This window comes from Salipiger sp. H15 (assembly GCF_040409955.1).
Taxonomy (GTDB): domain Bacteria; phylum Pseudomonadota; class Alphaproteobacteria; order Rhodobacterales; family Rhodobacteraceae; genus Salipiger.
On the sequence record NZ_CP123385.1, the window covers coordinates 1,225,378 to 1,252,342 of the forward strand.

The following is a 26,965-nucleotide window of genomic DNA, read 5'->3' on the forward strand; positions in this document are numbered from 1 at the left end:
CCGATAGTCAAAACCGACCCCAACATGGAGACAACAATGAAGAAAACCATCACACTTTCCGCAACTCTGGCGCTCTCTGTCAGCGCCGTCGTCGTCCAGGCACAAGAGCCTGTTACCGTCGGCGTCCTGGTGCCGCTGACCGGAGAGCTGGGCGAATTCGGCTCCATCGTCGCGAATGCGGTCGAGCTCGGCGTGGCCGAGGTCAACGCTGCGGGAGGCACCGCCTGCGGCCCCCTCCGGACGGTCATCGCCGATACCCAAGGTAGCGCCGAACAGGCAATCCGCGAGGGTAACAAACTGATCGATAGCGAAGGCGCCGTGGCGATTTTGGGACCGACCTCAGGCAGCATGGTCGCTTTGGCCGATATGGCCGTGCGCCGCAAGACGTTGCTGATGACGCCCTATGCAGGCACGACCACACTGAACGAGCTGGGCGGCAACTACGTCTATCGCACGGTCTCCTCCGACCTCGGCGATGGCGCGGCCTCCGGCATGTGGATGACTGATCGCGGCTACGAGAGCGTTGCGATGCTGGTTCAGAACGAAGAATCCACGATCTCTCCGGCGCAAGTTGCGCGCGACCGTCTCGAAGAAGCCGGTGTCGAGATCACCGATTATATCATCTACAACCCCGGCCAGCCCTCCTATCAGGCCGAGCTGATTTCGGTGCTGGCCCACAACCCCGACGCGATTTACTTGGCCGGCGGACAGGAATCCGGCGTTACCGTCCTGAAAGAAGCCGCCGCGGCGGGCTTCGAGGGCGAATGGCTGCTGACCTCTGACTTGGCCGTGCCCTACACCTTCGAAATGGTTGATCCGCGCATCCTGAACGGCAGGGCCTTTGTGGAATTGGCCGAAGCCGACAATAGCCTAGATGAATACAAGGCCTTCGCCGCGCTCACACAGGAAAAGACCGGCGCGGCGCCGCTGCCGTTCTCTGCCAACACCTATGACATGGTGAACCTGGTCGCCCTGTCGCTTGATCTGGCTGAAACCTGCACTGGCGAAGGAATTAACGCCGTGCTGCGCAGCGTCACCGAGGGCGGGAAGAAGGTGACCACTTATGCAGAAGGCAAGGCCGCCATCGCGGCGGGCGAGGATATCGACCTTGAAGGCGCCTCCGGTCCTCTCACGATGGACGACAGTGGCACCCCCGCCGGGTCCTACGCGATCTGGAGGGCCGAGGACGGCGCCTGGGCGCTTGAAAGGTTCTATCCCGCGACTGTTTTTGAGTGATCCAGGGGGGGGGCTCGGCGGATTGTAGGATCCCTGAGTTGAAGCTTTTACGCTGCCGGACTTTGTCTGGCGGCGTTCTGCATTTGATCAGGATAGACGGAAAGCTGCCTCTCGAACCAGCTACCCTCCTGTCAAACCTAATCTGTTCCGAGATGTTCTCCTCTCAAACCGAGTGCTTCGGCTCTGGGAACATTTCTCGAAGGGAAGCAAGCAAAGCTACCTTGAATGCGTCAACGGTCCTTCTCTGTGGCTCGCCCTCGCGCTCGATGCAGGTTAACTCGATCTCGGGGATGCCGATGATAGGCCGGGAAACAATATCATCATTCCTGAGCGCTCTGAACACGATCTCATCCGTGATTGCCACGCAGTCAAGAGATCGCGCCAATCCTATGGCGAAGGACGGTGTGAAAGAGGTCATCAAGCGCATCGGTCGGAGTCCCGCCTGCTCGAACGTTGCCAAGACCATGCCACCTATCGGGGCGGCAGGGCTGGGCAGAACGCAGGGATGGCGGGCAAAATCTGCGAGAGTGATCTCGGTCTTGCCTGCGAGCAGATGCGTGTGTGGCATGGCCGCGACGAGCTTGTTGCGGTGCATTGGTGTGACACGCAGACCAGGAAGCGGCTCAATGCTACCGGCAATGCCGATGTCGATTTCGCCAGCACGGATGGCGCGGATCTGGTCTACGGCTCGTCCCGAGTCGAGAGTTGCCTCGGTCCTTGGAACCTGCTTCTGCCATAGGGCCAGAGCTTGCGGTATCAGTTCGAAGCATGTTGAGGCCGCAGCCATGATCCTGAGAGGTTCGCCTTCGCCGGCACGGATCATGTCGATGCTCTGCTGTACGTAGGTGAGGCGTTCCGAAAGGCCGGAGGTCTCCGCATAGAGGCGGTTGGCCTCCCAGGTCGGCTCGATGCGGCCAGGCAACCGGGAGAACAGCGAGAAACCAACTTCGTCCTCCAATATGGCGAGGTGTCGGCTGACAGTCGGCTGTGCCATCCGGAGGCGCTTGGCAGCAGCATTTATCGAACTTGTCTCGAAAATCGTTCGAAAAATCTGAAGTCGATGGACGTTCAGACTGGGGTGCTTGTTCTGCCGCATTGTCGAAACCTCAGATTTTCGGTGAAATTTTAGTCAATGACTCTGTGCGGTGAACCACAAGAGTTTCCCTGCATCATCAGATTCCAGAGGTTTTGCAAGAAGCATCATAGCTAATAGCTATATCTCTTGGCAAATTTTTGCATTGCGACATATCCCGCGGGAGGGCTTTCAGAAGAGCAAAGGAGACGCTCATGCCCGCTTTGCCCTTCATATTCCTGCTTCTGACCGTCATCTCAGGAGGCGGGATCGCCTACTTTGTCGGTGGGGCAGCCGTCCTGGCCTTCATCACAGAGGATCAAGCTCGCTTCCTTGCAGCACTGCCGCAGCGTGTCATGGGACAACTGAATGTCTTCGCCTTTCTGGCGATGCCACTCTTCATTCTGACCGGGGAATTGATGAACCGGGGCGGCGTGACAGAGGCCCTTATCAAGTTCTCCATGTCGATCATGGGGCGCTTCAAGGGGGGGCTGGGGCACGTCAACATCCTGACATCAGTCTTCTTCGCCGGCGTGTCCGGTTCCGCGACGGCCGATGCCGCCGCCCTTGGCAACACGCTGGTCCCTGCGATGGAGAAAGAGGGATACAGCCGCAACTATGCCGCCGCGATCACGGCCGCGTCGTCGATCATCGGTCCGATCATCCCGCCCTCTGTCATCCTGATCTTCTACGGGGCGCTGATGAACACGTCGGTCGTCGCGCTGTTTGCGGGGGGCATCGTGCCGGGCTTGCTGCTGGCCGCTGTCCTGATGGTGATCAACGCCGTCATCGCCCACCGAGAGGGGCATCCCGGCGGCAGAGGGGCGGAGGTGCCGGCATTTTTCCCCGCCCTGCTTCAGGCCCTTCCGGCGCTTTCGCTCCCCGTCATCATCATGTCGGGCATCCTCATGGGGTTCATGACGCCTGCCGAAGCGGCCGGTGTCGCCGCCGTCGCAGCACTTCTGGTCGGACGCTTCTATGGAAGGCTTGGGCTTCGCGATGTGATCATCTCATTACAGCGGACGGTCGTCCTGACGGGCGCGGTTTTCATCATCCTCGTTGCGATCGCGACCTTCGGTTATCTCATGTCGATCGAACGCATTCCCCAGGCCTTGGTCGCTTGGGTGGAAGCCATGAACCTAGGCAAGATGGAGTATCTCCTTCTGCTCAACGTCATCTTCCTGATTGCGGGCATGCTCATGGACGTGAAGGCAGCGCTGGCGCTTCTCGGCCCTCTGCTGATCCCGCCCGCGATTATCCTCGGCGTTGATCCGACCCATATGGGGATCCTCATCGGCTTCAACCTGACCGTTGGGCTGCTTACCCCCCCGCTTGGAGGTGTGCTGCTGATCCTCGCGACGGTCCTGAAGATGAACTACTGGCGCCTCGTGCGAGCCGTTCTGCCCTTCCTTCTGGCAGAACTGGTCCTGCTGGCGGCCCTCATCCTTGTCCCCGATCTGACGCTGGCCCTGCCGCGCTACCTCGGCCTCGTCAACTGAAACGACAGACCACCGCTCCCAACAGGAAAGAAAAAACCATGAAATTCAAGATGCTGCTGGCATCCGCCGCCACGCTCACCGCACTCGCTGCTCCGGCATTCGCGCTTGGCCCGATCAATCTCGCATTCGCAGGTCCGGAGGATGCCCGGGTGGACGGTGAATACGTCTTTGCCGAAGCCTTCCGCGATAGTCTTGCCGCGCATGATGTCGAGGTCATCATCAATCCCAACGATACGATGGGCAACGAAGATGAGCGCCTCGACCAAGTCTCGACGGGGCTGGTCGAAGTGAACCTTGGCAGCCCTGCCGCCTTGTTCAAGATGTCGCCGATCGCGCCGGCGCTCTACCTGCCCTTCATGTTCGAGAGCGAGCAGCAGATGGACGAGATCGTCGCGGAAAGCGGCCTGCTCAATGAGGTCAACGCGCAGACCGCGAACTACGGCGTGATGATCCCGGGCTTCAACATGCGCGGAGGTCTGGTGGGGATCTTCACGACCGACATCCCCGTCACCAAGATGTCCGATCTGGACGGCGTCCGCCTGAGGGCCCAGAACGGCGAGCAGATCAAGTTCTTCGAAAGCTGGGGCGCGCGCGGCACGGTGGTAAGCTTTGCCGAGGTGCCGAACGCGTTGCAGACCGGCGTGGCGCAGGGCTACTTCAACCCGCCGTCCTCGGCGATCAAGGCGCGTCACACGGATATCCTCAAGAATTACGCGCCGCTCGACGCAATGCCCGTGGCGCGCGTGATCATGGTCTCTCAGGACTGGTACGACAGCCTGTCCGCAGAAGAGCAGGGATGGGTCAACGCCGCGCTCGACGACGGCATCGCAGCCAACCGCGAATGGTCGGCGGGCTATGGTGCCGAAATGATCAACCAACTGGGCGATATGGGCGTCACCGTTACGACCCTCGAACCCGGCGAGCGCGAGAAGTTCGCAACGGCGACCAAGGCTGTCTGGGCCGAAACCGCCGATCCGGCCGTGATCGAAGAACTGCAGAGCTTCCTGAAGTGATCACATCGGAGCGTGCGCAGCGGCGCACGCTCCGACCCCAAGCCCATCCCTCAACTACGCAGTCCCATCGAAAGGATCCGATTTGCTGATGAATGTTTCCCGACGCCTGAACACCTTCAGCCGTGGGCTCAACCGCCTGGTCCTGGCGTGCGGCTGTCTGTTCCTGGTGGCCATGGTCGCCCTCATCTGTCTTCAGGTGATCGCGCGCTACGGCTTTGCCTCGCCCCCGGCCTGGACCGAAGAACTGGCACGTTATGCCATGGTCTGGGTCGGACTTCTTGGGGCCAGCGCGTCGTATTACGAGCGTTTCGATCCCGCATTGGTCAAGATCCCGGCCCGGGCACCGCGCTGGCTGAAGCTGGCGACCGCCACGGTTCGCGCCCTGGCCCTGCTGCTCTTTCTCGTTCCAATCCTCTGGTACTGCTTTTTCGGGCCCGGGACGAATTTCACGCGCGGCTTCCTTAGCCGCAACATGACGATGATGGCGGAAACGGTGTCAATGCCGATGATCTGGATCGCCGCCGCGGTGCCGGTCTTCATCGTCCTGACGTTCCTGCACGGCATCGCCCGTACCTTCAGCACGGTTACCGGTGCCGAAGACGCAGACCCTACAACGCATGCAAAGGCCCCCCAATGAAGATTTCCGATGCCGCTACAATTGCTTCGGACCACGAATTCGTCGCGCGCCTGACCGCAATCCGGCATGATATCCACCGTCACCCCGAAACCGCATTCGAGGAAGTCCGCACTTCGGATCTGGTCGCAGCCTTTCTTAAAGAGCGTGGCATAGAGGTGCATCGCGGCCTTGCGCGCACCGGTGTTGTGGGTGTCCTGAAGGGACGCCGGCCGGGGAACCGGCGCATTGCGTTGCGCGCCGACATGGACGCGCTTCACATCGACGAGAAAACCGGCAAGCCGCATGCCTCGACTGTTCCCGGAAAGATGCACGCCTGTGGCCATGACGGTCATACGGCGATGATGCTTGGCGCCGCCGAAAAGCTTGCAGCGGATCCCGATTTTGCGGGCACTGTCCAGTTCATCTTCCAGCCTGCGGAAGAGGGCCTGGGGGGGGCGCGGGTCATGATCGAAGAGGGGCTCTTTGATCTGCACCCCGCAGATGCGGTCTACGGTCTGCACAACATGCCGGGGAAACCCCTGGGCGATTTCAACACCCGCTCCGGCGCCATGATGTCGGCCGGCGATACCTGGGAGTTGACGTTGCGCGGGACCGGCGGGCATGGCGCTATGCCCCACTTCGGGACCGACCCGACCATGGCGCTGGCGACCTTCCTTTCCGGCCTCTCAACGATTGTCGCGCGCAATGTCGAAAGCTTTGACAGTGCCGTCATCTCGGTCGGGCATATCAGCGCCGGTGATGCCAACAGCCCCAATATCATTCCCGCAGAGGTCCGACTGCGTGGAACCGCCCGCACCTTCCAGCCAGCGACCCGCGATCTGGTCGAGCGACGGCTGGCGGAAATGGCACATGCGGCCGCAGAGATGCATGGCTGCACCGCCGAACCGAACTTCATCCGCCGTTATCCGCCGGTCGTGAACTGGCCTGCGGAAACGGCTCGAGCAATCGAAGCCGCGCGGGCGACGGTGGCGCCGGACAAGGTCAACGGAGACGCTGAGCGGGTCGGGGCCAGCGAAGATTTCGCCTTCATGCTGGAGAAGGTTCCTGGTTGCTTCTCGACCGTCGGCAACGGCACCGACAGCGCCCTGGTGCATACGCCCCTGTATGATTTCAACGACGCCGTAATCCCCTACGGGGTGGCCTATTGGCTGAACGTCGTGCAGCAGGAGCTTGATCATGACGCTGAGTGAGTTCTCGTCGGTGACACTGGCAAAATGGGCTGCCACAGCCGATGCCTCGGCTCAGGCCTTGATCGAAAGCGCTGGCGCAGCGTTTGCCGATACGTTGGCCTGTATGCTCGGCGGCCGAAACGACAGTGCGACGCAGGCCGTCCTGCAGGCTGCGCGTGCGACCCATGGGGCAGGAGAGGCAGCCGTTTGGGGAACCGGACAGACCCTGTCGCCTGCGGGGGCCGCCCTGGTTGAAGCAACTGCCGCCCACGCGCTCGATTTCGATGACAACTTTGCACCGGCGATCTCTCATGCCAGCGCGGTTTTGGTGCCAGCCCTGCTTGCGATGGCAGCTGGACGCTCCGCCATTTCCGGTGTCGATCTGATGCAGGCCTATTGCATCGGACTTGAGGTGCAGGCCCGTATCGGCGCGGTGATGCAGCCCGAGCACTACGGTGCGGGTTGGCACTCTACGTCGACCGTGGGGGCAATCGGTGCGGCAGCGGCCTGCGCCCGACTGATCGGGGCCGATGGCGATGCCATGGCTCGAGCAATGAGCCTGGCCTATTCCCAATCCTCGGGGTCCAAGCTGCAGTTCGGCAGCGAAGCGAAGCCGACCCATGCGGGGCTTGCCGCCCGCGCCGCCGTGACGGCGGCCGCTTTGGCCGAGGCGGGGCTGGGGGCGAAGCCGGAGTTTGTGGCCGGCCCCTGGGGCATGGCCGATCTCTTTGCGGGGACCGAGCGCGCCATGGTTTTGGACGACCTGGGAACAAGCTGGGCACTGCTGACCGACGGCTTGATGGTCAAGCGCTTCCCTTGCTGTGCCGCGTCGCACCGCGCCCTTGACGGGGTGGAGTTCCTGATGACCGAGCATGACTTCAAGCTCGTGGATGTAGAGAGGGTGGAGGTGGAGATGCCGGATCTCCTGGCCCGCAACCTGCGCTACGATGCTCCGGAAACCGCGGCCGAGGCGCGGTTCAGCCTGTCCTATCCCGTCCTGCGACTGCTGAGCGGCGAAGGGCTGTCGCTTTTCCATTTCACGCAGGAGGCCGTCTCTGCGATCGAGGACCGGACTGCCCTGGCGCGGATCATCCGAAAACCCGTGGACCCAGGCCCAAAAGGTATGCACCGCCCTTACGGCATAAAGATCACGCTACGCGATGGCGATGTCCTGTTCCACGAACAGACGTCCTTGGTCGGCACGATCGGACAGCCCCTGTCACAAGCGCAGATGGACACGAAAATCGCCGATTGTCTTGCCTGGGCCGGATTGAAGGGGTGGGAAGGTCGCTTTGATGCTGCACTCGGCGCCTTGCCTGAAACCCCAGACGTGCTTGCCTGCCTCGCACCCCTTGCCGAAGGGGGGCAGGCGTGATGGCCGCCCCTCAGCCTGACAGCTCCGTTCTTGACCGCACCCCGGTCTTCACACTGGGCCACCGGATGCTGTGGGAGGCGGTAATCGAGATCGGGCCGCGCATCGAATTGGGCCGCGGCCCTCATGGCAACCGACGCAGGATCGACATCCTTGGGGGGTGCGTCCGCGGCGGTGTCGAGGTCCCCGGCCTTCGTGGCCGTGTTCTGGCGGGAGGATCGGATCGGCAGCTGGATCGTCAAGATGGAGCTCGGGAACTCGATGCGCTATACGACATTGAGATCGACGACGGCACCGTGCTGACCCTTCGCAACCGGGTCATCATAGATGAGCGCCCGGAACGGGGACGCTACGCAATGTCGCATATCGAGGTGCAGGCGCCGGAAGGGCCGTGGAGCTGGCTGTCGCGGCGGATCATTGTCGGAACGCTGCAATCGCAACGGCCGACGTTGGACGCTGTGGTCATTCGGGCCTTCGAGATCCGCGCCGCCGGATAACTTGCGTTCCTGATCGAAAGCCCAAGATGCCGTGGTCTAGATGCGCATGGAACTGGCAGCGAGATACCCTCGATGAGTGATGCGCATCGCAGCTAGGTGTTCCTGCGCAGAGCCGCCAACACGGCCCTGAATGCAGGCGATGCCTGCCTGCGGCTGGGGTAGTAGAGGTGGAAGGGATCGAAGAAGGGGCAGTAGTCATCCAGCACCTGCAAGAGCCGTCCCGCTTTCAAGTGCGGCTCGGCCAAGTCGACCGACATATAGGCATAGCCAAAACCGGCAAGGGCAGCGTCCAGCACCAGGAAGATGTTGTTGAACGCCAGCTGGCCCTCGACCTTGACGCGAAGGTCGTGCCCATCTTCCCGGAATTCCCAAGGGAAGTTGCGATTGGCGGATTGCAGGCGGAAATTGACACAAGGAAGCTGCGCCAGATCACGGGGGTGCTGCGGGACCGGGTATCTCTCGACGACTTCGGGTGCGGCCACGACGATGTAACGCAGGTCGTGGCCAATCCGCGCCGAGATCATGTCTCGGGCTAGGTGTTCACCACGTCGAACGCCGGCGTCGTATCCTTCAGAGACGATGTCGTTGAGACCGTTGTCGAGCGTGATCTCGACCTTGATGTCCGGGTTTTCCTTCAGGAGCGGTTGCAGCTTGGGCCAGAGAACCTGAGAAATCCCGAGCTCGGACGAGACAATGCGCACGGTGCCAGCAGGTGTCTCCCGTAGCGCACCCAAGGCATCAAGCTGCGCGTCAATTCCCTCAAAATGATCGGCGATGCCTTCCAGAAGGCGCTGTCCAGCTTCTGTCGGCGCCACCGCCCGTGTTGTGCGGGCAAGCAGCCGCACGCCAAGCCTTGCCTCCAGTTGTCGGATGGTATGGCTGAGCGCGGACTGCGACACGCCCAGCCGGGCAGCTGCGCGGGTGAAGTTGCATTCTTGGGCGACAGCGACAAAGGCCCTGAGGTCATTGAGGTTCTCTTGTGGCACAACCACCTCCCATTTGTGAGCGCTGACTTAGTAAAATTATGAACAATATACGTTGTTCATCAATATTTGGGCCGGGGCTGGATGAAGGCGCACGTTACGATCGTCGTCGGCCGGAGGCTGGCTCAGAGGTATGCGAGATAGCGGCCAGCGACGAGCACGCAGACCCAGCACACCGCTGACATTCCTCCCGCCAAACGCGCGCTGATCGGGGGATGTGCGCTTCCATCCCAATGCGCGACACGCCGATGGATCCCGAAGTGAAAGACGACGATATTGAGGGCCGCGACCCCGATCAGGCCGAACTTCCATGGCGCTGCCGCGCTCTCGCCGACCGACCTGGCGACGGCGGCAAACAACAGGGCCCCACTGACAGACACAAGGCCAAATCCCAGATGCGCCAGCGGGAGCAGGACGTTCGACAGATCGGTGACGCGCAGGTGTCGCCCCCATAGCCCCATGAGACGCAGGTCGACGGCGATCACCGATCCAACCAGAAGGGCGATCCCCAGAATGTGGATGCACTCAAGGATCGGATAGACGTGCGGGACAAGCCGGATGGCATTGGCCAATCCGGATTGCTCGATGTCCCGCAACAGGGTTGCGATCCATTCAGGCACGGTTGCCTGCCTGTTTGGGCGTCGCGACCATGGACACTGGCAGGATCAATTTGCAGGCTCGGGACGCGTCGGGAAGGACGTGAGTTGCTGGTAGACCGCAGTTCCGTCTTCAAGCCAGAACATGACCGCGCGCAGGTCCTGATCATTCGCGGAGCCGAGGTAGCCGACGACTTCGAGGGTTTCTCCGACTTCGAGCGGCCGGTCGAGCCCCCAGCGTGTCATCCAACTTGGCTCGGCCATCGTCAGGCGAATTTGCGAATGCTCCCCCTCGTAGGGGCGCGCGGATGCAAGCGTTGCATTGGCGTCTGCTTCCCGGGCCTGCTCAGGCAGCGGCCGATCCCGGAGCCCTTCGGGCAGGTCAGTCTCGTCGACGGAGATCGTGATGATCGAATGGGGATTGCCCCAGCGGACATCCGTGATCTCACCCCGGATGTAGTATGCCCTACGCGTGTCAAAGGTGCTCCAGCCGTGATGGGCGATAGCCGTCCCGGCGGGCACAAGGGCCGCGCTTGTCGCCGTCAGGACTGCGGTGAGCAGAAGGCCTTTGGTCGTCATTTTCGTCATCGCGATCTCCGAATTTCATGCGTTCTGAGGCGTGCCAACTTTCGTGCGGGTCAGGGGCGCAGTGGCATCTTCGTAAGCATCTGTGATGGATCGCGGGGCGGGCCAAGGTGACGGGATTCGTAGCTGCCATGAAGCAGATTCATGCGTCCCTTCGGCCTATTGGTGAATTCCATTCATAGCGACATGCAGCGCCGGGGCATGTCTTGTGAGGCTCACAGGGACTACGTCTCTCGAAGACAGATATTTAGAAGGAGATGACTGGATGCCCGCGTTCAGCCGAAGACAATTCATGCGCGCCACCACCGCATTCGGTGTGACGGGAGGCTTTGCAATGGCCGCAGGTCACCCGACCTTCGCGGAGAGCTCCGGCCCGGCCCCCCGAGGTCAACGCTATGGCGCCGGGGTCTACAATACGGATCAGGTGGCCGAAGAACTGCGCTACATCGAAGACACGGTCCAGCGCTCAAGCGATACGCAGGCAAAACGCATCCTGATCACCGGCTCGACCGCGGGTGTCGGCCAGCTTGCCGCCGCGTATCTTCTTCGCCGGGGTCACCAGGTGGTCGCCCACGCACGCAATGCGCAGCGTGCTTCCGAAGTGGCGCGTGACCTTCCCGGAATCGAAGCGGTTGTGGTCGGAGATCTCATCAACCTTGATGAGACTAGAGACCTCGCGGACCAGATCAACCGTTTGGGGACCTTCGATGTTATCGTGCATAACGCAGGCGAGTACGGCCTTTCGGATGCCGAGACCATCAATGCGAACTCGGTGTCGCCCTACCTTCTGACAGCCCTTGTCGATGCCCCGCGAGAGGCAATGGTCTACCTCAGTTCCAGCCTGCACACCGGCGGAGACCTCAAGCTCGACACGCTGCGCAGTGGCGGGACGAACGTCAACTACAACGACAGCAAACTCCACATGGCGACGCTGGCAACGGCAGTCGCGCGGCAGCGCCCCGGCCTGCGCGTCAATGCCGTGCGTCCGGGCTGGGTCGCGACCCTCATGGGCTTCCACAACGGGCCGCACGCGCCGGATGATCTTCGCGCAGGATACATGACGCAGGTCTGGCTGAGTGAGGGGACCGATCCGGCAAGCGATGTGACCGGCCGCTTCCTGTTCCATCAGCAGGAGGAAAGGCGCGTGAACCCGAGTGTCTACGACGAGGCGGCGCAGGATGCTCTGCTTGCCGCCTATGCCGCCCGAACCGGTGTCACGCTGACCTGAGTTGCCCAAGGGCGTTTCCACGAACCCGAACAATCGCGGCATTGCGCGCGGTTTTTCAATCGAGACCGATCCAGCCGGAAGGAGCCAATCATGCCCGACCTGATTTTCAATGAGCACGCCGGGGGCTTGCAGTCCGGGATACCGCGACTGAAAGCGACACGTGCAGCGCCTCTGTCGTTCCTGCCGGGGTTCTTCGTGCGATCTTTCGTTCTGGAGCGCCCGCAGGGCAACGTCATCGTCTATAACTCGCCCGCTCTGAGTGACGCGGCCCCCGCCGTGCGCGGACTTGGTGATCCGCAGCGGCTCTTGCTCAACCATCACCACGAGGCGATGTGCGGGATGCCAGACCTGGATGTTCCGGTCTGGGTCCATGAGCGGGATCTGCCGAAGGTCGCGATGCCGATTGCGGGCACTTTCAGCGAACGGCAGATGATCGACGACGATCTCGAGATCATACCGATCCCCGGCCATACCCTGGGCGCAACGGCCTTCCTCTGGGACAATGGCACGCATCGCTGTCTGTTTCCGGGGGATTCACTCTGGGTGAAAGGTGGCACCTGGAGGGCGGTGCCCCTCGCCGAAAGTGATAGGTCCGCATATGTAGAGAGCCTGTCGCTCATGGCGGATCTGGATTTCGACCTGCTCCTGCCATGGGGAGGCGAAGAAGGCGCCCCCTATGGCTATGTCGTCTCAAAGGAGCAGGCCCGCGCGGGCTTTGATCAGGCTTTGGCGCAGCTGACGGCCGACGGGCGATCCTGATGTCAGACGTTGCCGGACAGGCCCACATGAAATCACCGACCATGGGTGCGGCTCTCCCGGTGATGGGCGTGGTCTTCGTTTCGTTCCTGGTGATCGGCATCGGCCTGCCGAGCCTGCCGCTGCACGTGCATCAGGATCTGGGGTTCGGCCCCGGCATTGTCGGCCTTGTTGCCGGCAGCCAGTTCTGCGCGGCGCTGGTCTCGCGGCTCTGGGCCGGAAATCTGGCAGACCGTCGTGGAGCCAAACGTGCTGTAGAGCTGGGGCTGATCCTCGCCGTTTTCGGAGGTCTCACTTACTGCGTGTCGCTTCAGTCCACCGCGCCGGTGCTGGCGGCATCGGTGCTGGTCCTCGCCCGCACGCTCATCGGCGCGGCGGAAAGCCTGATCATCACGGGCGGTATCGCCTGGGGGCTTGGGCTGGTGTCCGCAGGTCAGGAGGGAAAGGCGATCTCGTGGATCGGGATGTCGATGTTTGCGGCTTTTGCCTTTAGCGGGCCCTTGGGGGGCTTCCTCTACAAGCAGTTCGGGTTCTGGGCCATCGCGCTGCCGACCCTGATCGTGCCGGGCGCCGTTTTGCTCTGGGTTCGCGGGATGCCAAAGGTTGCGCCAACGGGAAACCGCCAGGGATCGGCCCTAAGCGTGTTGCGCTCTGTCATGCTCGCCGGCATCGCTTTTTCGCTCAGCGGCGTGACGTTCGGAGCGATGGTCTCCTTCGTCGTGCTCTACTACGCGGCGCAGGGCTGGAATGGCGAGTTCCTTGCTTTCAGCGTATTCGCCGCCGCCTTGCTCCTGACGCGGCTGGTTGCGGGTGGGCTGCCCGATCGTCTCGGGGGTGCCCGCGTCGCATTGGTGTGCCTTGTGATACAGGCGGTTGGCCTGTTCATCGTGGTGCTCAGTCCGGGCATGATGCTGGCCACTCTGGGCGTTGCACTGGCAGGGGTCGGATTTTCGCTGGTGTTCCCTGGTCTGGGGCTCGAGGCGATCCTGCGGGCGCCTGAGCAACAGCGCGGGCTTGCCATGGGCACCTACAACGCCTTTCTGGATCTGACGCTTGGTCTGGGCAGCCCGCTTCTTGGCGCTGCCGCCCATGTCTTTGGATTGGGTGCGGTCTTTGCGGTAGCCGGTCTGGGGGCGTTGCTCGCCATTCCCCTCGTCCTGAGATTGCAGCGCGCGCCTCACACGGGCCAATAGCCTCACTGACGCGCTTCAGAGCATCTCGATACGGACGGGGTAGGTGCCCTTGTGGCGCAAGGGGGCAAGGCTTCCCTCGATATGTCCCAACCGGATCAGGTCGTTCCTGAAGGTGAAGTCGTCGTAGAACATGGCCAGATTGCCCCAGCCGAGAAAATAGCACAGATCGCCCGGTGTCTCGTCATCGAAGGCATCAAAGCCGCCCTCATCCAGCCTTCGGGGAAGGCGGGCGATTTTCTCGTTGGTCGAGAAGTCGGTGATTTCCAGCTCGGCCGGAAGCATGGAGATCAGATCGCGCGCCGTCGGGTTGTCGTTCATGCGGTAGACGATGACCTCGCTTGCGAAGCTCACCTGCATGCGGGGTGGAGTTTGCGACCTCGCGACCGCAGGGACAAGCAGCGAGGCGGCGCTCCCTGCAATGAACGCACGGCGTGTCGGGTGGGACTGTGAGGTCTTATGCATCTTCGGTTGGTCCTTTCTTATACCTGTCCGGTGGGCGCGCGAAGTCGGTTGCCGCGTCCGATGACCGCGATGGCCGCAAGGGCGAGCAGAACGCTTCCGACGAAACTTGCGTCGACAGAGAACCGGTCCAGCAAAAGCCCCCCGAACACGCCGCCCAGAAGGATCGCGGCCTGCATGGTTGCGACCATCAGCGCACCTGCGGTCTCGGGCATGTCGTCGACGACCCGGGACATCCAGCTCATCCAGATGACGGACATCGCCGTGTTCATCGCCCCCCAGATGGCCAGCAAGACACCAATCGCGACAAGGGAGTTTTCCGTCAGCAGAAGCAGCGCCGTGGTGCCGCCCATGACGACAGCAGGAAGCGCCAGGATCCGTTCGACCCTGCCGGTGCCGATGCGCCCCGACAGGGCCGAGCCGATAAAGCCAGCGGCCCCAAGGGTCAGCAGCAGAAGGGAAAGTGTCTGCACATCGACACCCTCGAGGGTCTCGAGGAAGGGGCGGAGATAGGTGAACATGGTGAACGCCGATCCCCAGGTGAAGGTGATCGCAACAAGACCTGTCCGGAAGTGGGGCCGGGCGAGCAGCACCCGAAAGCTGCGCAGGCTCTGGCGCTGGTGCGTTGGCAGCGACGGAAGCGCGACAAGGTGCCAGACGAGGTTCACGGCAACCAGCGGAGCCAATGCCCAGAAAATTCCGCGCCAACCCACCAGATCACCAAGGTAGCTGCCCAGGGGCGCGGCGAACGCGGCTGCAATCGCCTGACCTCCGTACATCATGCCCAAGGCACGCGGGACGCTGGCCTCGGGCACAAGGCGCATGATGATCGAGGTGGCAAGCGACCAGAAGCCGCCGACAGCGACACCGAGCAGAGCGCGCCCCACCATCAGTACAGTGAATGACGGTGCCATCGCGACGATGACCAGCGACGCCAGCATGACCGCAGTCAAACCCACAAGGACGACCTTGCGATCCATCCGACCCGCTGCGGTCGCAATGAAAAGGCTCGTCGCCACGGCGAACAGGCCGCTGATGGACACGGCTTGACCCGTCTGCCCGCTTGTCGCGCCAAGCGAGGCCGCAATCGGCGTGAGCAGACTGACGGGCATGAATTCCGAGGCGATGAGCATGGCTACGCAGAGCGACATCGAAAAGACTGCGGCCCATTTGGCCTGATCTTCCTGTGCATGTTTGGGGGGAGGGGGGACTGGCACGGCTGGGCTCCTGGATTGGTGGCCCGAGGTCTAGCCGTTTTGCGGACCGCGAATTATAAGTGATTTTCGCATGTAGAGATGGGCGGCATGAGTAAATGATCATGCCCTACTTTTGCGTCGTGCATTCATGAAATCTGCTCATTGCTGCATGCGATGAGCCGCGGCTGTTAGTGCCCGGTCCGAGGGACCATCTGTGCCTTGTCCAACACAGATGAGGTCCTGAAATGTCCGAAATCGAACTCAATCCCCTCGATACAACTGCAGCCAACGAGCATCGAAGAAATTTCCTGAAGATGGCTGGCATCGGTGCTGCCGCCCTTGGCTCCGTCGCGGCCTTCGGAACACCGCTGCGCGCGCAATCCGCCGAGTGGGACAAGACCTTCCCGCAGAGCGACGCGGTCGACCATCGCAAGGTAGAGTTTGCCAACCGCTATGGCATCACACTGGTAGGCGATCTCTACATGCCTGCCGATCGCCCCGCAGGAGCGCTGCCCGCATTGGCCATCGCAGGTCCGTTCGGCGCGGTGAAGGAGCAGGCGGCAGGCCTCTATGCTCAGATCATGGCAGAGCGCGGTTTTGTGACCGTGGCCTTCGATCCCTCCTATGTCGGTGAAAGCGGCGGCCAGCCCCGTTCGGTTGCCTCCCCGGACATTAATACTGAGGACTTCATGGCCGCGGTCGATTTCCTGGGGCTGCATGACGCGGTGGACCGCGAGCGGATCGGCATCATCGGCATCTGTGGTTTCGGGGGCATGGCGCTCAACGCGGTCGCTGCCGACAAGCGGGTCAAGGCCGTCGCGACGACCAGCATGTACGACATGTCGCGCGTCATGGCGCGGGGCTACTACGACGCGATGACCGACGAGCAGCGCGCGGCCGGGCTGGAACAGATGAGCCGCCAGAGGTGGGAAGACGCCGCAAACGGAGAGCCTGCACTGGCCGGCGGCCTGCCGGACAGTCTCGATGGCATCGATGACCCGGTGATCCAGATGTACTACGCCTACTACAAGGACCCGGAGCGCGGCTATCACCCCCGGTCGGTGAACTCCAACGCAGGGTGGACGGTTACCAACCCGCTGTCGTTCATGAACATGCCTCTGCTGAGCTATGTGAACGAGATCGCCCCGCGGCCGATGTTGGTCATCGCCGGATCGGAAGCGCATTCGCGCTATTTCAGCGAGGATGCCGTCGCAGCGGCTGCTGAACCCAAGGAGCTCATGATCATCGACGGCGCAGATCATGTGGACCTTTACGATCAGGTAGACATCATTCCGTTCGACCGTCTCGAAGCGTTTTTCACTCAGCACCTCGCCTGAACATTTCGTGAAGCCCGCGCGACCTCGCGGGCTTCTTCCCTTTTCCGGGCGTGCGTTGCGCCAGAGCGTCAATGTCTCAAGGCGCTATGCCGCTCGGCTGCGAGGGCGGGCCGGTGGATGAACTCAACTCATCCCATGCATGAACCCAGCCTTCTGGATTTGCCGGCCAGCCCGGCCACCTCTGACTTGTCCCCATCCCGAACATCCTGGGCAGACCTCAAGGAAGGAAGCTTTATGCCACCACCCATTGAATTTGAACTTCGTCGCCGGACGCTTCTTGCGGGCACTGCCGCTGTGGCCGCTGCATCGGTGGCGCGTCTCGCCCAGGCTCAGGAGGCATCCGTGTCGGTGGCTTCCGCCCAACAACAATCCGACATCGCGCTAACCGTGAACGGGGCGCAGCACCGGATCACGGTCGACAACCGCACCACGCTTCTCGATGTCCTGCGTGAAGACCTTCGCCTGACCGGCACCAAGAAGGGCTGCGATCACGGCCAGTGCGGGGCCTGCACCTGCTCCGTCAACGGCGAGAGGATCAACAGCTGCCTCAGCCTTGCGGTCTTGCACGATGGCGACGAGGTCACCACCATCGAGGGACGCGGGGCACCCGGTCAGCTCGATCCGATGCAGGCGGCCTTCGTGTCGCATGACGCGTTCCAATGCGGCTACTGCACCCCCGGCCAGATCCAGTCGGCACATGCGGTCATCGAGGAAATTCGGGCAGGCATCCCGAGCCATGTCACAGGCGACCTGACGGCGGCCATCGAGCTCACCGAGGCAGAGATCCGCGAGCGGATGTCCGGCAACATCTGCCGTTGCGGCGCCTACTCGAACATTCTGGCGGCGATCACGGAAGTTGCGGAGGATCAGGCATGAAGGCGTTTTCCTTTGAACGCGTAAGCTCGGCCCAGGCAGCAGCTGCCCGCGCCGCAGAGGTCCAGGGGGCGAAGTTCATCGCCGGCGGGACCAATCTCGTGGACCTGATGAAACTCGGGATCGAAGCGCCCACGCATCTGATCGACGTGTCGGGACTCGGCCTCGATCGTATCGAGGAAACAGGTGACGGAGGTCTCCGGATCGGCGCCATGGTCAGCAATACGGCCTTGTCCGCGGATGCCCGTATCCGGCGCGACTATCCGGTGCTGACCCGCGCCATCGCCGCTGGCGCCTCGGGCCAGCTGCGCAACAAGGCTACCACCGGTGGAAATCTGCTGCAACGCACCCGCTGTCCCTACTTCTACGACACGGCCCAGGCCTGCAACAAGCGCGTACCAGGGTCTGGTTGCTCCGCTCTCACCGAAGGCGCGTTCTCGAGACAGCTCGGCGTGATCGGCACGTCCGACGCCTGCATCGCAACGCACCCTTCCGATATGGCGGTTGCCATGCGCGTGCTTGATGCCACCGTCGAAACGGTGACGCCGACGGGGCTGACCCGCCGCATCCCGCTCGAAGAGTTCCACCTGTTGCCGGGCGACACGCCGGAGCGGGAAACGGCCCTCATGCCCGGTGAGCTCATCACCGCAGTGACGCTGCCTGCCCCTGTCGGCGGGAGCCAGCGCTATCATAAGGTCAGGGATCGGGCATCTTATGCGTTTGCACTGGTGTCTGTCGCCCTGATCCGGCAAGCGGACGGATCGGGACGTGTCGCGCTTGGCGGCGTGGCACCGCGTCCGTGGCGTCTGGCTGCCGCCGACGCGGAGCTACCGAATGGGGCGCAGGCCGTGATGGCCCGGCTCTTCGAGGGCGCGCGCCCGACGGAAGAGACCCAGTTCAAGATCACCCTGGCCGAGCGGACGCTCGCAGCCCTTCTGCTGGAGGAGTAATCTCATGGAGTTCAACGAACCCGCAGGCCAGAACCTGTTCGACACTGCCCGGCTCGTCGGTAAGCCCACTGCACGAGTGGACGGCCCGCTCAAGGTTTCCGGTCTTGCCCCCTATGCCTATGAACGCCACGATGTCGTGGAGGGGCAGCTGTACGGCTATCCCGTTGGCGCGACGATTTCGCATGGCCGCATCCTTTCGATGGACGTCGAAGCGGCCCGCGCGGCGCCGGGCGTAAGGGCTGTTGTCACGACCCTCGAAATCGCGCCGCTGGCTCTTGGCATGTTGAACGTAGCGCGCCTGTTCGGTGGCGATGAGGTGCAGCATTATCATCAGGCCATTGCCGTCGTCGTCGCCGACAGCTTCGAACAGGCACGGGCCGCAGCGGACCTGATCACGGCAGAATACGAGCGGGGCGAGGCTGCTGATTTCGACCTTCACGCGGCGTTCGAGCGGCTGGAGGGGTCCGGCGATCCCGACACCCTGATAGGCGATGTGGACACCGCGTTCCGGTCTGCCGCAGCGGTGGTTGATCAGATGTACCACACCGCGCCCATCACCCATGCGGCGATGGAGCCGCACGCCTCCATCGTGGACTGGTCCGATGGCGGGCGCATGCGGGTCTGGACCTCGAACCAGATGATCAACTGGACCCGCAACTCGATTGCCACCACCTTCGGGATCGACCCGGAGCTGGTGCACCTGGAAAGCCCCTATGTCGGCGGCGGCTTTGGCGGCAAGCTCTGGTTGAGGTCGGATGCGGTCCTGGCGGCGATCGGCTCGCGTGCGGCCGGTGCCCCAGTCAAGCTGGCGCTGCCACGGCCCTTCGTGATGAACAACACCACTCATCGCGCTGCGACCGTCCAGAGGGTGCGCCTCGCGGCTGCCTCTGACGGCCGTCTGACCGGGGTCTGGCACGAGGCCGCGTCGCATTCCCTGCCGGGAGGGCGCGGCGAGAACGCGACGGCACAGACACCGTATTTCTACGCGACCGACACGATGCGGGTGAAGCACCACATCGTCGCCATGCCGCTGCCCGAAGCCTCGGACATGCGCGCCCCCGGCGAAGCCAGCGGGCATATGGGGCTTGAGGTCGCCATGGATGAACTGGCCGAGGCGCTGGAGATGGATCCCGTCCAGCTCCGGATCGTCAACGATACGCAGGTCAACCCGTCCAACCCCTCGCAACCCTTTTCCGAGCGAAACTATGTCGCCTGTCTGGAACGCGGGGCCGAGGCCTTTGGCTGGTCAGACCGCAATGCAACGCCCGGACAGCGCCGTGAAGGGCAGTGGCTGATCGGCATGGGCATGGCCGGTGCCTATCGCGGGGCGCCCGTCCGCCCCTCGGGTGCCCGCGCCATCCTGGAAGGCGGTCGGTTGATCATCGAAACCGACATGACCGACATCGGCACAGGCAGCTACACGATCCTCGCTCAGACCGCAGCCGAAGTGATGGGCCTTGGGCTCGACGACGTCGAGATGCGGCTTGGCAGCAGCCTCTACCCTGTGTCGTCCGGCTCTGGCGGGCAGTTCGGGGCCGCGTCCTCGACCGCGGGCGTCTATGCCGCCTGCATGGCGCTGCGCCGTGAGATCGGCGTGCAGCTTGGCCTTGACGCGCCCGAGTTCCGCGACGGTCAGGTGGTATCCGGCGACAACAGCCAAAGGCTGGCCGATCTGGTAGGGCGGTTCGAGGCGGTCGACGAGATGACCATCGGCGACTTTCAGGGCGACTACCTTCTGGCGACCTTCGGTGCGCACTTCGCAGAGGTGGCGGTTCACGTCGCTACGGGTGAGACGCGGGTGCGCCGGATGGTCTCGGCAATCGATGCGGGCCGCATTTTGAATCCGACGACCGCGCGCAGTCAGCTCATCGGCGGCATGACGATGTCAATTGGTGGTGTCCTGTCCGAGGAGATGGCGCTGGATACCGGGCGCGGCTATTTCGTGAACCATGACCTTGCCGGCTACGAGGTGGCGGTTCACGCCGATATCCTCAATCAGGAGGTGATCTTTCTGGATACGGCGGATGCGATTGCGACCCCGCTCAAAGCCAAGGGGGTGGGAGAGCTGGGCGTCTGTGGCGTCGGCGCAGCGGTCGCCAATGCGGTCTACAATGCAACAGGTGTCCGGGTGCGGGACTTCCCGCTCACCCTCGACCGACTGCTGGACGGGCTGCCCGAACTCGCGTGAGCTTTCTCCTGCCAGCCTTTCGGGGCTGGCAGGATAGCCCCGGCTATAGTCTCTTGCTGTGCTCAGTCGCGATATCGAAGTCGGTCGATCAAAAGACGCATGGCCGACGTGACTTGCCTGCGACCGGCATAGAACAGGTGGAATCCTTCGAATTCCGGGCACCAGTCGGTCAGAACGCGGCGCAGGCTTCCTTCCTCGATATCCTCCGACACCTCCGCCTCGGTCACGAAGCAGATCCCGTGCCCCAAGCGTGCCGCGTCAATCGCCATAGTGCTGTCATTGAAGATGAACGGTCCTGAAATCCGTTTGACGATCTCTTCGCCGTCCTTCTCGAATTCCCAGTCGTATGGGGCGTCATGCACGTTGAATCGCAGGGCGATGCAACGGTGGGCGTCCAACTCAGAGGGATGCTGCGGCGCCGGATGTTTCTTGAAATACTCAGGCGAGGCGACTGCGGCCAATCGGATACTGGGACCGACGCGGACAGCGATCATGTCTGGCCCAATGTATTCCCCCAGTCGGATGCCGCAGTCGAACCTGTCCTCCGTCAGGTCGGCAAGCTTGGGGTCCGTATTAACCTCGACGCAGATCTCGGGATAGTCCTTCACGAGCTGGTTGACGACCGGCCAGAGCACCGTCTTGGCGGCTGCACGTCCGGTCGTGATGCGGATCAAGCCCTTCGGGGTATCGCCCAGCAGGCGAAGTTCCTCGATGCGAGCCTCTACCTGACCGAATCCGGGACGCAAAGCCGCGAGCAGCTTTTCCCCGGCATCCGTTATGGTCACCTTCCGGGACGATCGGTTCAGCAGCTTGACGCCGATTGAACTCTCGAGTCTCCGAACGGTGTGGCTGATGGCAGACTGGGAGACACCCATGCGCGTTGCTGCCCGGGTAAAGCTGCACTCTTCTGCAACGGCCATGAATACTGCCAGATCCCCAAGTTCATCCCGTTTCATGCGCGACATTGTCGTTTCCTCAAGGCTGGCCCGGCTTGAATGGTAGGGCGGATCGCTCTCCCGTTTGGCCTGTCGGAAACTAGCAGCCTGCAGAGGGCGTGGGAAATCCAAATCCATGATCTGAATTCATGGCGGCGACGAATCTGGACCTCTAGAAACAAGGCTCTCCGAGCGCAGTTTTATTGAGCAAGGCAGGTGATGCCGTTCGTTTGCAAGGAGCATTCCAACGAACGATCCGCGTCGTCGGCGCTCTGGCTGACAGCGGTCTTGCGCAAGAAAACGGACTTAACTCGGAGGAACCATGATCTTAACTGAATTCAAGCACACCCTTGCGGCACTTACTCTGTCTGCGGGAACGGTCCTGACGGCCTCGGCTGGTCTAGCCCAGGACGCCGGGGGGATCCCCATCCGCATCATAGTGGGCGATACCGTCTTCGAAGGGGAGCTCAACGGCACTACGATGGCGCAGAGCCTCTTCGACCGTTTGCCAATGACCGTGACCTTCGGCGAACACCCCGGAGGCGGCGGGTTCTCCACCAAGGTCACGCATCTTGAGCCGCCGCTTCCCACCGAAGGTACTGAGTTGGGTGCGGCACCCGGGCCGGGGGACATTGCGCTCTACGTACCTTCGGGCAACCTTGGTTTCTATTATGGCCAACTTGAACGTTGGCCGGGAGCAGTGGTGCTGGGGACCTACGAAGGTGACCCGAGCTTCTTTGAACGTCAAATCGGCGAGTTCACGGTGACGATCGAAGCCGCAGAGGGCTGATCGTAGCGCAAATGGCCGCGGCTCGTACCCAAGCGATGCTCCCATTATCTCGTGAGCCGCGGACCGAAGGTAGCCGTTGATCGACAGTTTGCCGGTTCTCACGTGGGGGCTGATTTGGGAAGGAACTGGGCCATATGCGGTGGAATGCAAGAAATACCCGTGCACTTGGATGGTGTCTTCATGATGCCCGTCTCGGAAGGTCGGTCACGACGACCTTCGATATCCCGGCCACCGACAGGAAAACTTGACGGGCGCGGTGGCGCTCGTCGCCTTGTTCGATAGCAATTCTGGCGCATGCGCCGCGATCATCCTGGACGAGACCCTGGCACGGGGCTCATGCTGCGTCAGACCGATTGTCATGATGTTTGGATACCACAAGTACTTCCGTTCAAGGGAACGGCCGCGGATCACTCCGGCTGCACGGTGGGGCGGAACAGGATCTCGTTCACATCGACGTTCGCCGGCTGCGAGATCGCGAAGGCGACCATGTCGGCCATGGTCGTCGCAGGCACGCCGATCCTGCTGACCACATCGCGCACCGCATCGCCGAGACCTTCCTCGGTGATGTGCTGGGTCAGCTCGGTGTTGACCGCGCCGGGCGAGATCACAGTGACGCGCACGTTGTAGTCCTTGACCTCCTGCCGCAGGCCTTCCGACAGCGAGCGCACCGCGTGCTTGGTGGCGCAGTAGACGGCGCCGGTGGCGACGGTTTTGTGGCCGTAGACCGACGAGACGTTGATCACCTGGCCCGACTTCTGCTCCTTGAAGATCGGCAGCACCGCGGCGATGCCGTAGAGCGTGCCCTTCATGTTCACGTCGATCATCTGGTTCCACTCGTCGATGCGCAAGCTGTCCAGCGGCGAGAGGGGCATCAGACCGGCGTTGTTGAAGATCACGTCGACGGTGCCGAAGGTCTCTTTGGCGGTGTCGACGAGCTTCTGAACGTCTTCGAGCTTGGTGACGTCGGTGGCCACCGCGATGGCCTCGCCGCCAGCCGCCTTGATCTCTTTCACGAGAGTCTCGAGCCGGTCGGCGCGGCGCGCGCCGAGCGCAACCTTGGCACCCTTGGCGGCGAGGTCGCGGGCGGTGGCTTCGCCCATGCCGCTCGAGGCGCCGGTGATAACGACGACTTTGCCGGTGATGTTGTCGGTCATGCTAGTCTCCGTCCTAGGGAATGCGGAGCGCCGGGACGGACCTTTTGGCCTCTTGCGGCGTCACGGGTGAATTTGCTGCGGGCCGGGTCAGTTGGCGCGCGCCAGGCTCACCTTGAAGCTGCCGTGCCGGAGCAACGGCTCGAAATCGCCGTCGAAGGCACCAAGGCGGACGAGGCCCGCCGCGGCCTGAAATGGCTTGTAGAAGATTGCGAGGTTGCCCCATGGCGCATACAGCGTGATGTCCCCCGCCTTCGCCGCGTAGCGCGCCGGGGCATCGGTGGTGTCGAGCTTGCGAGGCAGGTCGGCGACCTTCTCGATGCCGTGATAGTCGCTGAGGGTCAGCTCCAGCGGCAGAAGCGCTGCGAAGTCACGCCCGGCGGGCGTGTCATCGAGCGTGGCGGAAAGAACCGCCTCGCCGACAGTCACGTGTATCTTGGTCATGGCTGATCTTTTCCATCTGGGTCATCGAAGACCGAGGCGAGGGCGCCTCGGACAGCGCATCATCTAATCTATCCGCTGCGCAGGATAATCGGGCGCTCAATACATGCAGCCATGAATGACGCTCATGAAACGGGAAGCGCGCCAAGGGTACTCCGTCTCCGGGCTCAGGGAGGAGTCGGGGTGGTGACGCTGGGCTTTCATGAGGTCCGCTCATGAGCGTGTCCTGAACCGCTGGCATTATACGCCAATACGGCATCGCCATCTCATTTGGGCAGGCAGGGAATGACCCCTGCTGCGGGCCCTATGGCCGCCTCATGCACAATGGAGACGACCTGATGAAAACAACCCTTGCAGCACTCGCCCTTACGCTGGCCGCGGCTCCCGCTGCCTTCGCGCAGGAGATGACGCAGACAACGACGCTGGATCGTGGCGGCCAGATCGGCAGCGAAGACACCTTCACCGGCACCGTGTTCGTCGCGCCGGTCTTCGGGCCGAATATGAACGATGTCAGCGCCGGCGAGGTGACGTTCATGCCGGGGGCGCGCTCGGCTTGGCACACGCACCCGATCGGCCAGTACCTGGTGGTCACACAGGGCACCGGTTGGTACCAAGAAGAGGGTCAGGAAAAGCAAATCATGCGTACCGGCGACGTGGTCTTCGCTCCGGCGGGCGTGAACCATTGGCATGGCGCGACGGGCAGCACCTCGGTCACCCACTATGCGATCCAGGCCGCCGAAGATGGCTCGGCAGTGACCTGGGGCGCGCAGGTGACGGACGAAGAATATGGCAGCTAAGGCTGCAATCGGGCGCGGCCTGCTCATGGCCGCGCTTCTCCCGCTGGCTGCACAGGCGCAGGAAACAGTGCTTGAGGGGCTCGACTACCCTTGGGACATCGCGGCGCAGGGCGAGGTGATCTACGTAACCGAGAAGGGCGGGACCATCGGCATCTTCGACGGCGAGAACTTCGCCCGGCTGCCGGTCGAGACCAGCGCGCCGATCCTGAATGACCGGGGTGGCGGGCTGCTTGGCCTCGCGCTGCGGCCCGACTTTGCGCAGAGCCGCCGCGCGGTGGTCTATCAGCACATGGGCACGCCGGAGGACCGCAGAAACCGCGTCATCGAGATCGAGTTGGGCAACGATGCCTGGCATGAGACGCGCGTGCTTCTCGACGGCATCCCTGGCCATCCGCTTTACAATGGCGGACGCGTGGCCTTCGGCCCGGACGGGATGCTCTACGTCACCACAGGCTGGACAGAGAACCGTGAGCGTCCGCAGGACGTAGGGAGCCTCGCGGGCAAGATCCTGCGGCTGACGCCGGAGGGTGCGGTTCCCGAGGACAATCCGTTCGACGGCTCGCCGGTCTGGTCGCTGGGACATCGCAATCCGCAGGGTCTCGCGTGGGACGCCGGTGGGCAGCTCTACGCGGCGGAGCACGGTCAGTCCGGCCATGACGAGGTGAACCGGATCGAGCGGGGCGCGAACTACGGCTGGCCGCTGATCCAGGGCGATGAGACGCGGGACGGGATGCAGGCGCCGCTGGCCCATTCCGGGCGCGGCACCTGGGCGCCGTCGGGCCTTGCCTGGGAGGGCGAGCGCCTGCTGCTGGCCAGCCTGCGCGCCGGGTCTCTTCTCTCGGTCGGCACCGATGGCGCGGTGTCCGAAGCCCTGAGCCTCGGAGAGCGGGTGCGCGACGTGTTGGTGACCCAGGGGTACATCTACGCGATCACCAGCAACCGCTCACCGCGCCGGGACGGCGCGTCCGATGACCGGATGACCCGGCTCCCCCGGTAACGGGATAATCAGTGGACGTCATGAGCCACGCACATATATCGTGAGGGAGACCCGTTGTGATCCTCGAGCACCAGATCAGGGCCTCCCTCATGCTTCGTGAAAACATAAACGATCTCATAGCCTTGTCGGCAGTTGCCGAGGAGCGGAGCTTCACCCGCGCGGCGGCCCGGCTCAACGTGTCGCAGTCGGCCCTGAGCCATACGATCAAGGGGCTCGAGCAGCGGCTCGGTCTGCGCCTGCTGACCCGGACCACGCGCTCGGTGGCGCCGACGCTCGAGGGCGAGGATCTTCTGGCGACGCTCAATCCCTGTTTCGAAATGATCGAGGCGCGGCTCAAGGCGCTGAATGACGCGCGCGATCAGCCCACCGGCACGGTGCGGATCGTCGCGGTGGAATACGCCATCGACACGATCCTCTGGCCCAAGCTCTCGCCGGTGCTGAAGCAATACCCTGCGGTGAACGTCGAGTTCGTCATGGACTACGGCTATACTGATCTAGCGAGTTCGCAATGCGATGCCGGGGTGCGCTACGGCGAACAGGTGAGCGAGGGCATGATTTCGATGCGCATTGGCCCGGAAGAGCGGATGATCTGCGTCGGTGCCCCCGAGTATTTCGAGGCGGCGTGCGCCCCGCAGGTGCCACACGACTTGGCCGAGCATCGCTGCATCAATTTGCGGCTGTCGACCCATGGCGCGCTTTATGCCTGGGAATTCGAGGACAAGGACGGCAACGAGATCCGCGTGAAGGTTTCGGGCCAGACCTGCTTCAACACGATCAACCCGGTGATGCGCGCGGCGGCAGACGGCCACGGACTCGCGCTGATCCCCGAACGGCTTGCGGCGGGACACCTGGCCTCCGGGGCTCTGCAGACCTGCCTTGATGACTATTGCCCTTACTTCCCGGGGTTCCATCTCTACTACCCAAGCAGGCAGCGTCCGTCTTCGGCCTTCGAGGTGGTGCTGGAGGCTTTGCGCGAGCGGGGCTGAGCCATTCATGAGGCGCTGTCATGAGTGGG

Annotated in this window: 27 protein-coding genes; 18 read left to right on the plus strand and 9 right to left on the minus strand. The window is 62.8% G+C overall.

All coding sequences use genetic code 11. The features are described from left to right. Positions 1-36: 36 nt before the first annotated feature. Positions 37-1,236, plus strand: coding sequence for an ABC transporter substrate-binding protein (locus tag PVT71_RS20020; RefSeq protein WP_353474215.1), 1,200 nt, complete (start codon positions 37-39; stop codon positions 1,234-1,236). 163 nt (positions 1,237-1,399) lie between these two features. Here the strand turns inward: PVT71_RS20020 and PVT71_RS20025 are convergent, their stop codons facing one another. Then, positions 1,400-2,332 carry a LysR family transcriptional regulator gene (locus tag PVT71_RS20025; protein WP_353474216.1) on the minus strand — a complete coding sequence of 311 codons (933 nt, stop codon included), beginning with the start codon at positions 2,330-2,332 and terminating at the stop codon, positions 1,400-1,402. Positions 2,333-2,523: 191 nt separating this feature from the next. On the opposite strand from PVT71_RS20025, the gene PVT71_RS20030 reads away from it, so the two are divergent. The 6 genes from PVT71_RS20030 (at position 2,524) to PVT71_RS20055 (ending at position 8,495) form a co-directional block, all read left to right on the plus strand. Continuing rightward, a complete protein-coding gene (locus PVT71_RS20030; RefSeq protein ID WP_353474217.1) occupies positions 2,524-3,807 on the plus strand; it encodes a TRAP transporter large permease in 1,284 nt (427 codons plus the stop codon). Between the two features lie 38 nt (positions 3,808-3,845). Then, a complete protein-coding gene (locus tag PVT71_RS20035; RefSeq protein ID WP_353474218.1) occupies positions 3,846-4,820 on the plus strand; it encodes a TRAP transporter substrate-binding protein in 975 nt (324 codons plus the stop codon). Between the two features lie 88 nt (positions 4,821-4,908). Continuing rightward, complete coding sequence (locus tag PVT71_RS20040) at positions 4,909-5,457, plus strand: TRAP transporter small permease (RefSeq protein WP_224917391.1); 549 nt, start codon at positions 4,909-4,911, stop codon at positions 5,455-5,457. Continuing rightward, entirely contained in the window at positions 5,454-6,647 is a 1,194-nt protein-coding gene (locus PVT71_RS20045; protein WP_353474219.1) for a M20 aminoacylase family protein, read from the plus strand. Before PVT71_RS20040 ends, PVT71_RS20045 begins: the two co-directional genes overlap by 4 nt. Next, positions 6,634-8,001 (plus strand): MmgE/PrpD family protein, encoded by a 1,368-nt coding sequence (locus tag PVT71_RS20050; protein ID WP_353474220.1) that lies wholly within the window; start codon positions 6,634-6,636, stop codon positions 7,999-8,001. The genes PVT71_RS20045 and PVT71_RS20050 overlap by 14 nt, the downstream gene beginning before the upstream one ends. Further along, positions 8,001-8,495, plus strand: a complete 495-nt coding sequence (locus PVT71_RS20055) for a DUF3237 family protein (RefSeq protein WP_353474221.1) — start codon at positions 8,001-8,003, stop codon at positions 8,493-8,495. Before PVT71_RS20050 ends, PVT71_RS20055 begins: the two co-directional genes overlap by 1 nt. Positions 8,496-8,587: 92 nt before the next feature. Here the strand turns inward: PVT71_RS20055 and PVT71_RS20060 are convergent, their stop codons facing one another. The 3 genes from PVT71_RS20060 to PVT71_RS20070 all read right to left on the minus strand — a co-directional run bounded on the left by PVT71_RS20060 (position 8,588) and on the right by PVT71_RS20070 (position 10,662). After that, the gene (locus PVT71_RS20060) at positions 8,588-9,481 is read right to left on the minus strand and encodes a LysR family transcriptional regulator (protein ID WP_353474222.1); all 894 of its coding nucleotides are present in this window, start codon (positions 9,479-9,481) and stop codon (positions 8,588-8,590) included. Positions 9,482-9,603: 122 nt separating this feature from the next. Then, positions 9,604-10,098: a hypothetical protein gene (locus PVT71_RS20065; protein ID WP_224917317.1), complete on the minus strand. Its 495-nt coding sequence runs from the start codon at positions 10,096-10,098 to the stop codon at positions 9,604-9,606. A gap of 45 nt (positions 10,099-10,143) precedes the next feature. Further along, a complete protein-coding gene (locus tag PVT71_RS20070) occupies positions 10,144-10,662 on the minus strand; it encodes a DUF6152 family protein (protein WP_353474223.1) in 519 nt (172 codons plus the stop codon). A 289-nt stretch (positions 10,663-10,951) separates the two neighbouring features. Between PVT71_RS20070 and PVT71_RS20075 the strand changes: the two genes are divergently transcribed. The 3 genes from PVT71_RS20075 (at position 10,952) to PVT71_RS20085 (ending at position 13,836) form a co-directional block, all read left to right on the plus strand. Next, the gene (locus tag PVT71_RS20075) at positions 10,952-11,887 is read left to right on the plus strand and encodes an SDR family NAD(P)-dependent oxidoreductase (protein ID WP_224917321.1); all 936 of its coding nucleotides are present in this window, start codon (positions 10,952-10,954) and stop codon (positions 11,885-11,887) included. A gap of 90 nt (positions 11,888-11,977) precedes the next feature. Beyond that, positions 11,978-12,646 carry a hypothetical protein gene (locus tag PVT71_RS20080; protein ID WP_353474224.1) on the plus strand — a complete coding sequence of 223 codons (669 nt, stop codon included), beginning with the start codon at positions 11,978-11,980 and terminating at the stop codon, positions 12,644-12,646. 26 nt (positions 12,647-12,672) lie between these two features. Beyond that, a complete protein-coding gene (locus tag PVT71_RS20085) occupies positions 12,673-13,836 on the plus strand; it encodes an arabinose transporter (RefSeq protein ID WP_353474226.1) in 1,164 nt (387 codons plus the stop codon). 15 nt (positions 13,837-13,851) lie between these two features. On the opposite strand, the gene PVT71_RS20090 is transcribed toward PVT71_RS20085, so the two are convergent. Both PVT71_RS20090 and PVT71_RS20095 read right to left on the minus strand, forming a co-directional pair. Beyond that, positions 13,852-14,193 carry a cyclophilin-like fold protein gene (locus PVT71_RS20090; protein ID WP_353474227.1) on the minus strand — a complete coding sequence of 114 codons (342 nt, stop codon included), beginning with the start codon at positions 14,191-14,193 and terminating at the stop codon, positions 13,852-13,854. Between the two features lie 122 nt (positions 14,194-14,315). Continuing rightward, positions 14,316-15,512 carry an MFS transporter gene (locus tag PVT71_RS20095; protein ID WP_353474228.1) on the minus strand — a complete coding sequence of 399 codons (1,197 nt, stop codon included), beginning with the start codon at positions 15,510-15,512 and terminating at the stop codon, positions 14,316-14,318. 224 nt (positions 15,513-15,736) lie between these two features. Between PVT71_RS20095 and PVT71_RS20100 the strand changes: the two genes are divergently transcribed. From PVT71_RS20100 to PVT71_RS20115, 4 genes are all read left to right on the plus strand, one after another. Continuing rightward, positions 15,737-16,828: an alpha/beta hydrolase gene (locus PVT71_RS20100; RefSeq protein ID WP_353474229.1), complete on the plus strand. Its 1,092-nt coding sequence runs from the start codon at positions 15,737-15,739 to the stop codon at positions 16,826-16,828. Positions 16,829-17,062: 234 nt separating this feature from the next. Continuing rightward, positions 17,063-17,704, plus strand: coding sequence for an aldehyde dehydrogenase iron-sulfur subunit PaoA (paoA, locus tag PVT71_RS20105; protein ID WP_353474230.1), 642 nt, complete (start codon positions 17,063-17,065; stop codon positions 17,702-17,704). Continuing rightward, positions 17,701-18,651, plus strand: a complete 951-nt coding sequence (locus tag PVT71_RS20110) for a xanthine dehydrogenase family protein subunit M (RefSeq protein WP_353474232.1) — start codon at positions 17,701-17,703, stop codon at positions 18,649-18,651. Before paoA ends, PVT71_RS20110 begins: the two co-directional genes overlap by 4 nt. A 4-nt stretch (positions 18,652-18,655) precedes the next feature. Then, a complete protein-coding gene (locus tag PVT71_RS20115) occupies positions 18,656-20,839 on the plus strand; it encodes a xanthine dehydrogenase family protein molybdopterin-binding subunit (RefSeq protein WP_353474234.1) in 2,184 nt (727 codons plus the stop codon). Positions 20,840-20,901: 62 nt separating this feature from the next. Here the strand turns inward: PVT71_RS20115 and PVT71_RS20120 are convergent, their stop codons facing one another. After that, complete coding sequence (locus PVT71_RS20120; protein WP_353474235.1) at positions 20,902-21,804, minus strand: LysR family transcriptional regulator; 903 nt, start codon at positions 21,802-21,804, stop codon at positions 20,902-20,904. A gap of 292 nt (positions 21,805-22,096) precedes the next feature. Between PVT71_RS20120 and PVT71_RS20125 the strand changes: the two genes are divergently transcribed. After that, positions 22,097-22,564 carry a cyclophilin-like fold protein gene (locus PVT71_RS20125; RefSeq protein WP_353474236.1) on the plus strand — a complete coding sequence of 156 codons (468 nt, stop codon included), beginning with the start codon at positions 22,097-22,099 and terminating at the stop codon, positions 22,562-22,564. Between the two features lie 407 nt (positions 22,565-22,971). On the opposite strand, the gene PVT71_RS20130 is transcribed toward PVT71_RS20125, so the two are convergent. Together PVT71_RS20130 and PVT71_RS20135 are read right to left on the minus strand one after the other, a co-directional pair. Further along, positions 22,972-23,718, minus strand: coding sequence for an SDR family oxidoreductase (locus PVT71_RS20130; protein ID WP_353474238.1), 747 nt, complete (start codon positions 23,716-23,718; stop codon positions 22,972-22,974). 87 nt (positions 23,719-23,805) lie between these two features. Further along, entirely contained in the window at positions 23,806-24,159 is a 354-nt protein-coding gene (locus PVT71_RS20135; RefSeq protein ID WP_353474239.1) for a cyclophilin-like fold protein, read from the minus strand. 335 nt (positions 24,160-24,494) lie between these two features. Here PVT71_RS20135 and PVT71_RS20140 point away from each other — a divergent pair, with 335 nt between their 5' ends. Genes PVT71_RS20140 through PVT71_RS20150 form a run of 3 tightly spaced genes read left to right on the plus strand, consistent with a single transcriptional unit; the run spans position 24,495 to position 26,936 of the window. Next, complete coding sequence (locus PVT71_RS20140) at positions 24,495-24,953, plus strand: cupin domain-containing protein (protein ID WP_353474240.1); 459 nt, start codon at positions 24,495-24,497, stop codon at positions 24,951-24,953. After that, on the plus strand, positions 24,943-25,950 hold the full coding sequence (locus PVT71_RS20145) for a PQQ-dependent sugar dehydrogenase (RefSeq protein WP_353474241.1): 1,008 nt from the start codon (positions 24,943-24,945) through the stop codon (positions 25,948-25,950). Before PVT71_RS20140 ends, PVT71_RS20145 begins: the two co-directional genes overlap by 11 nt. A gap of 56 nt (positions 25,951-26,006) precedes the next feature. After that, positions 26,007-26,936 carry a LysR family transcriptional regulator gene (locus tag PVT71_RS20150; RefSeq protein ID WP_353474242.1) on the plus strand — a complete coding sequence of 310 codons (930 nt, stop codon included), beginning with the start codon at positions 26,007-26,009 and terminating at the stop codon, positions 26,934-26,936. Positions 26,937-26,965 lie beyond the last annotated feature (29 nt).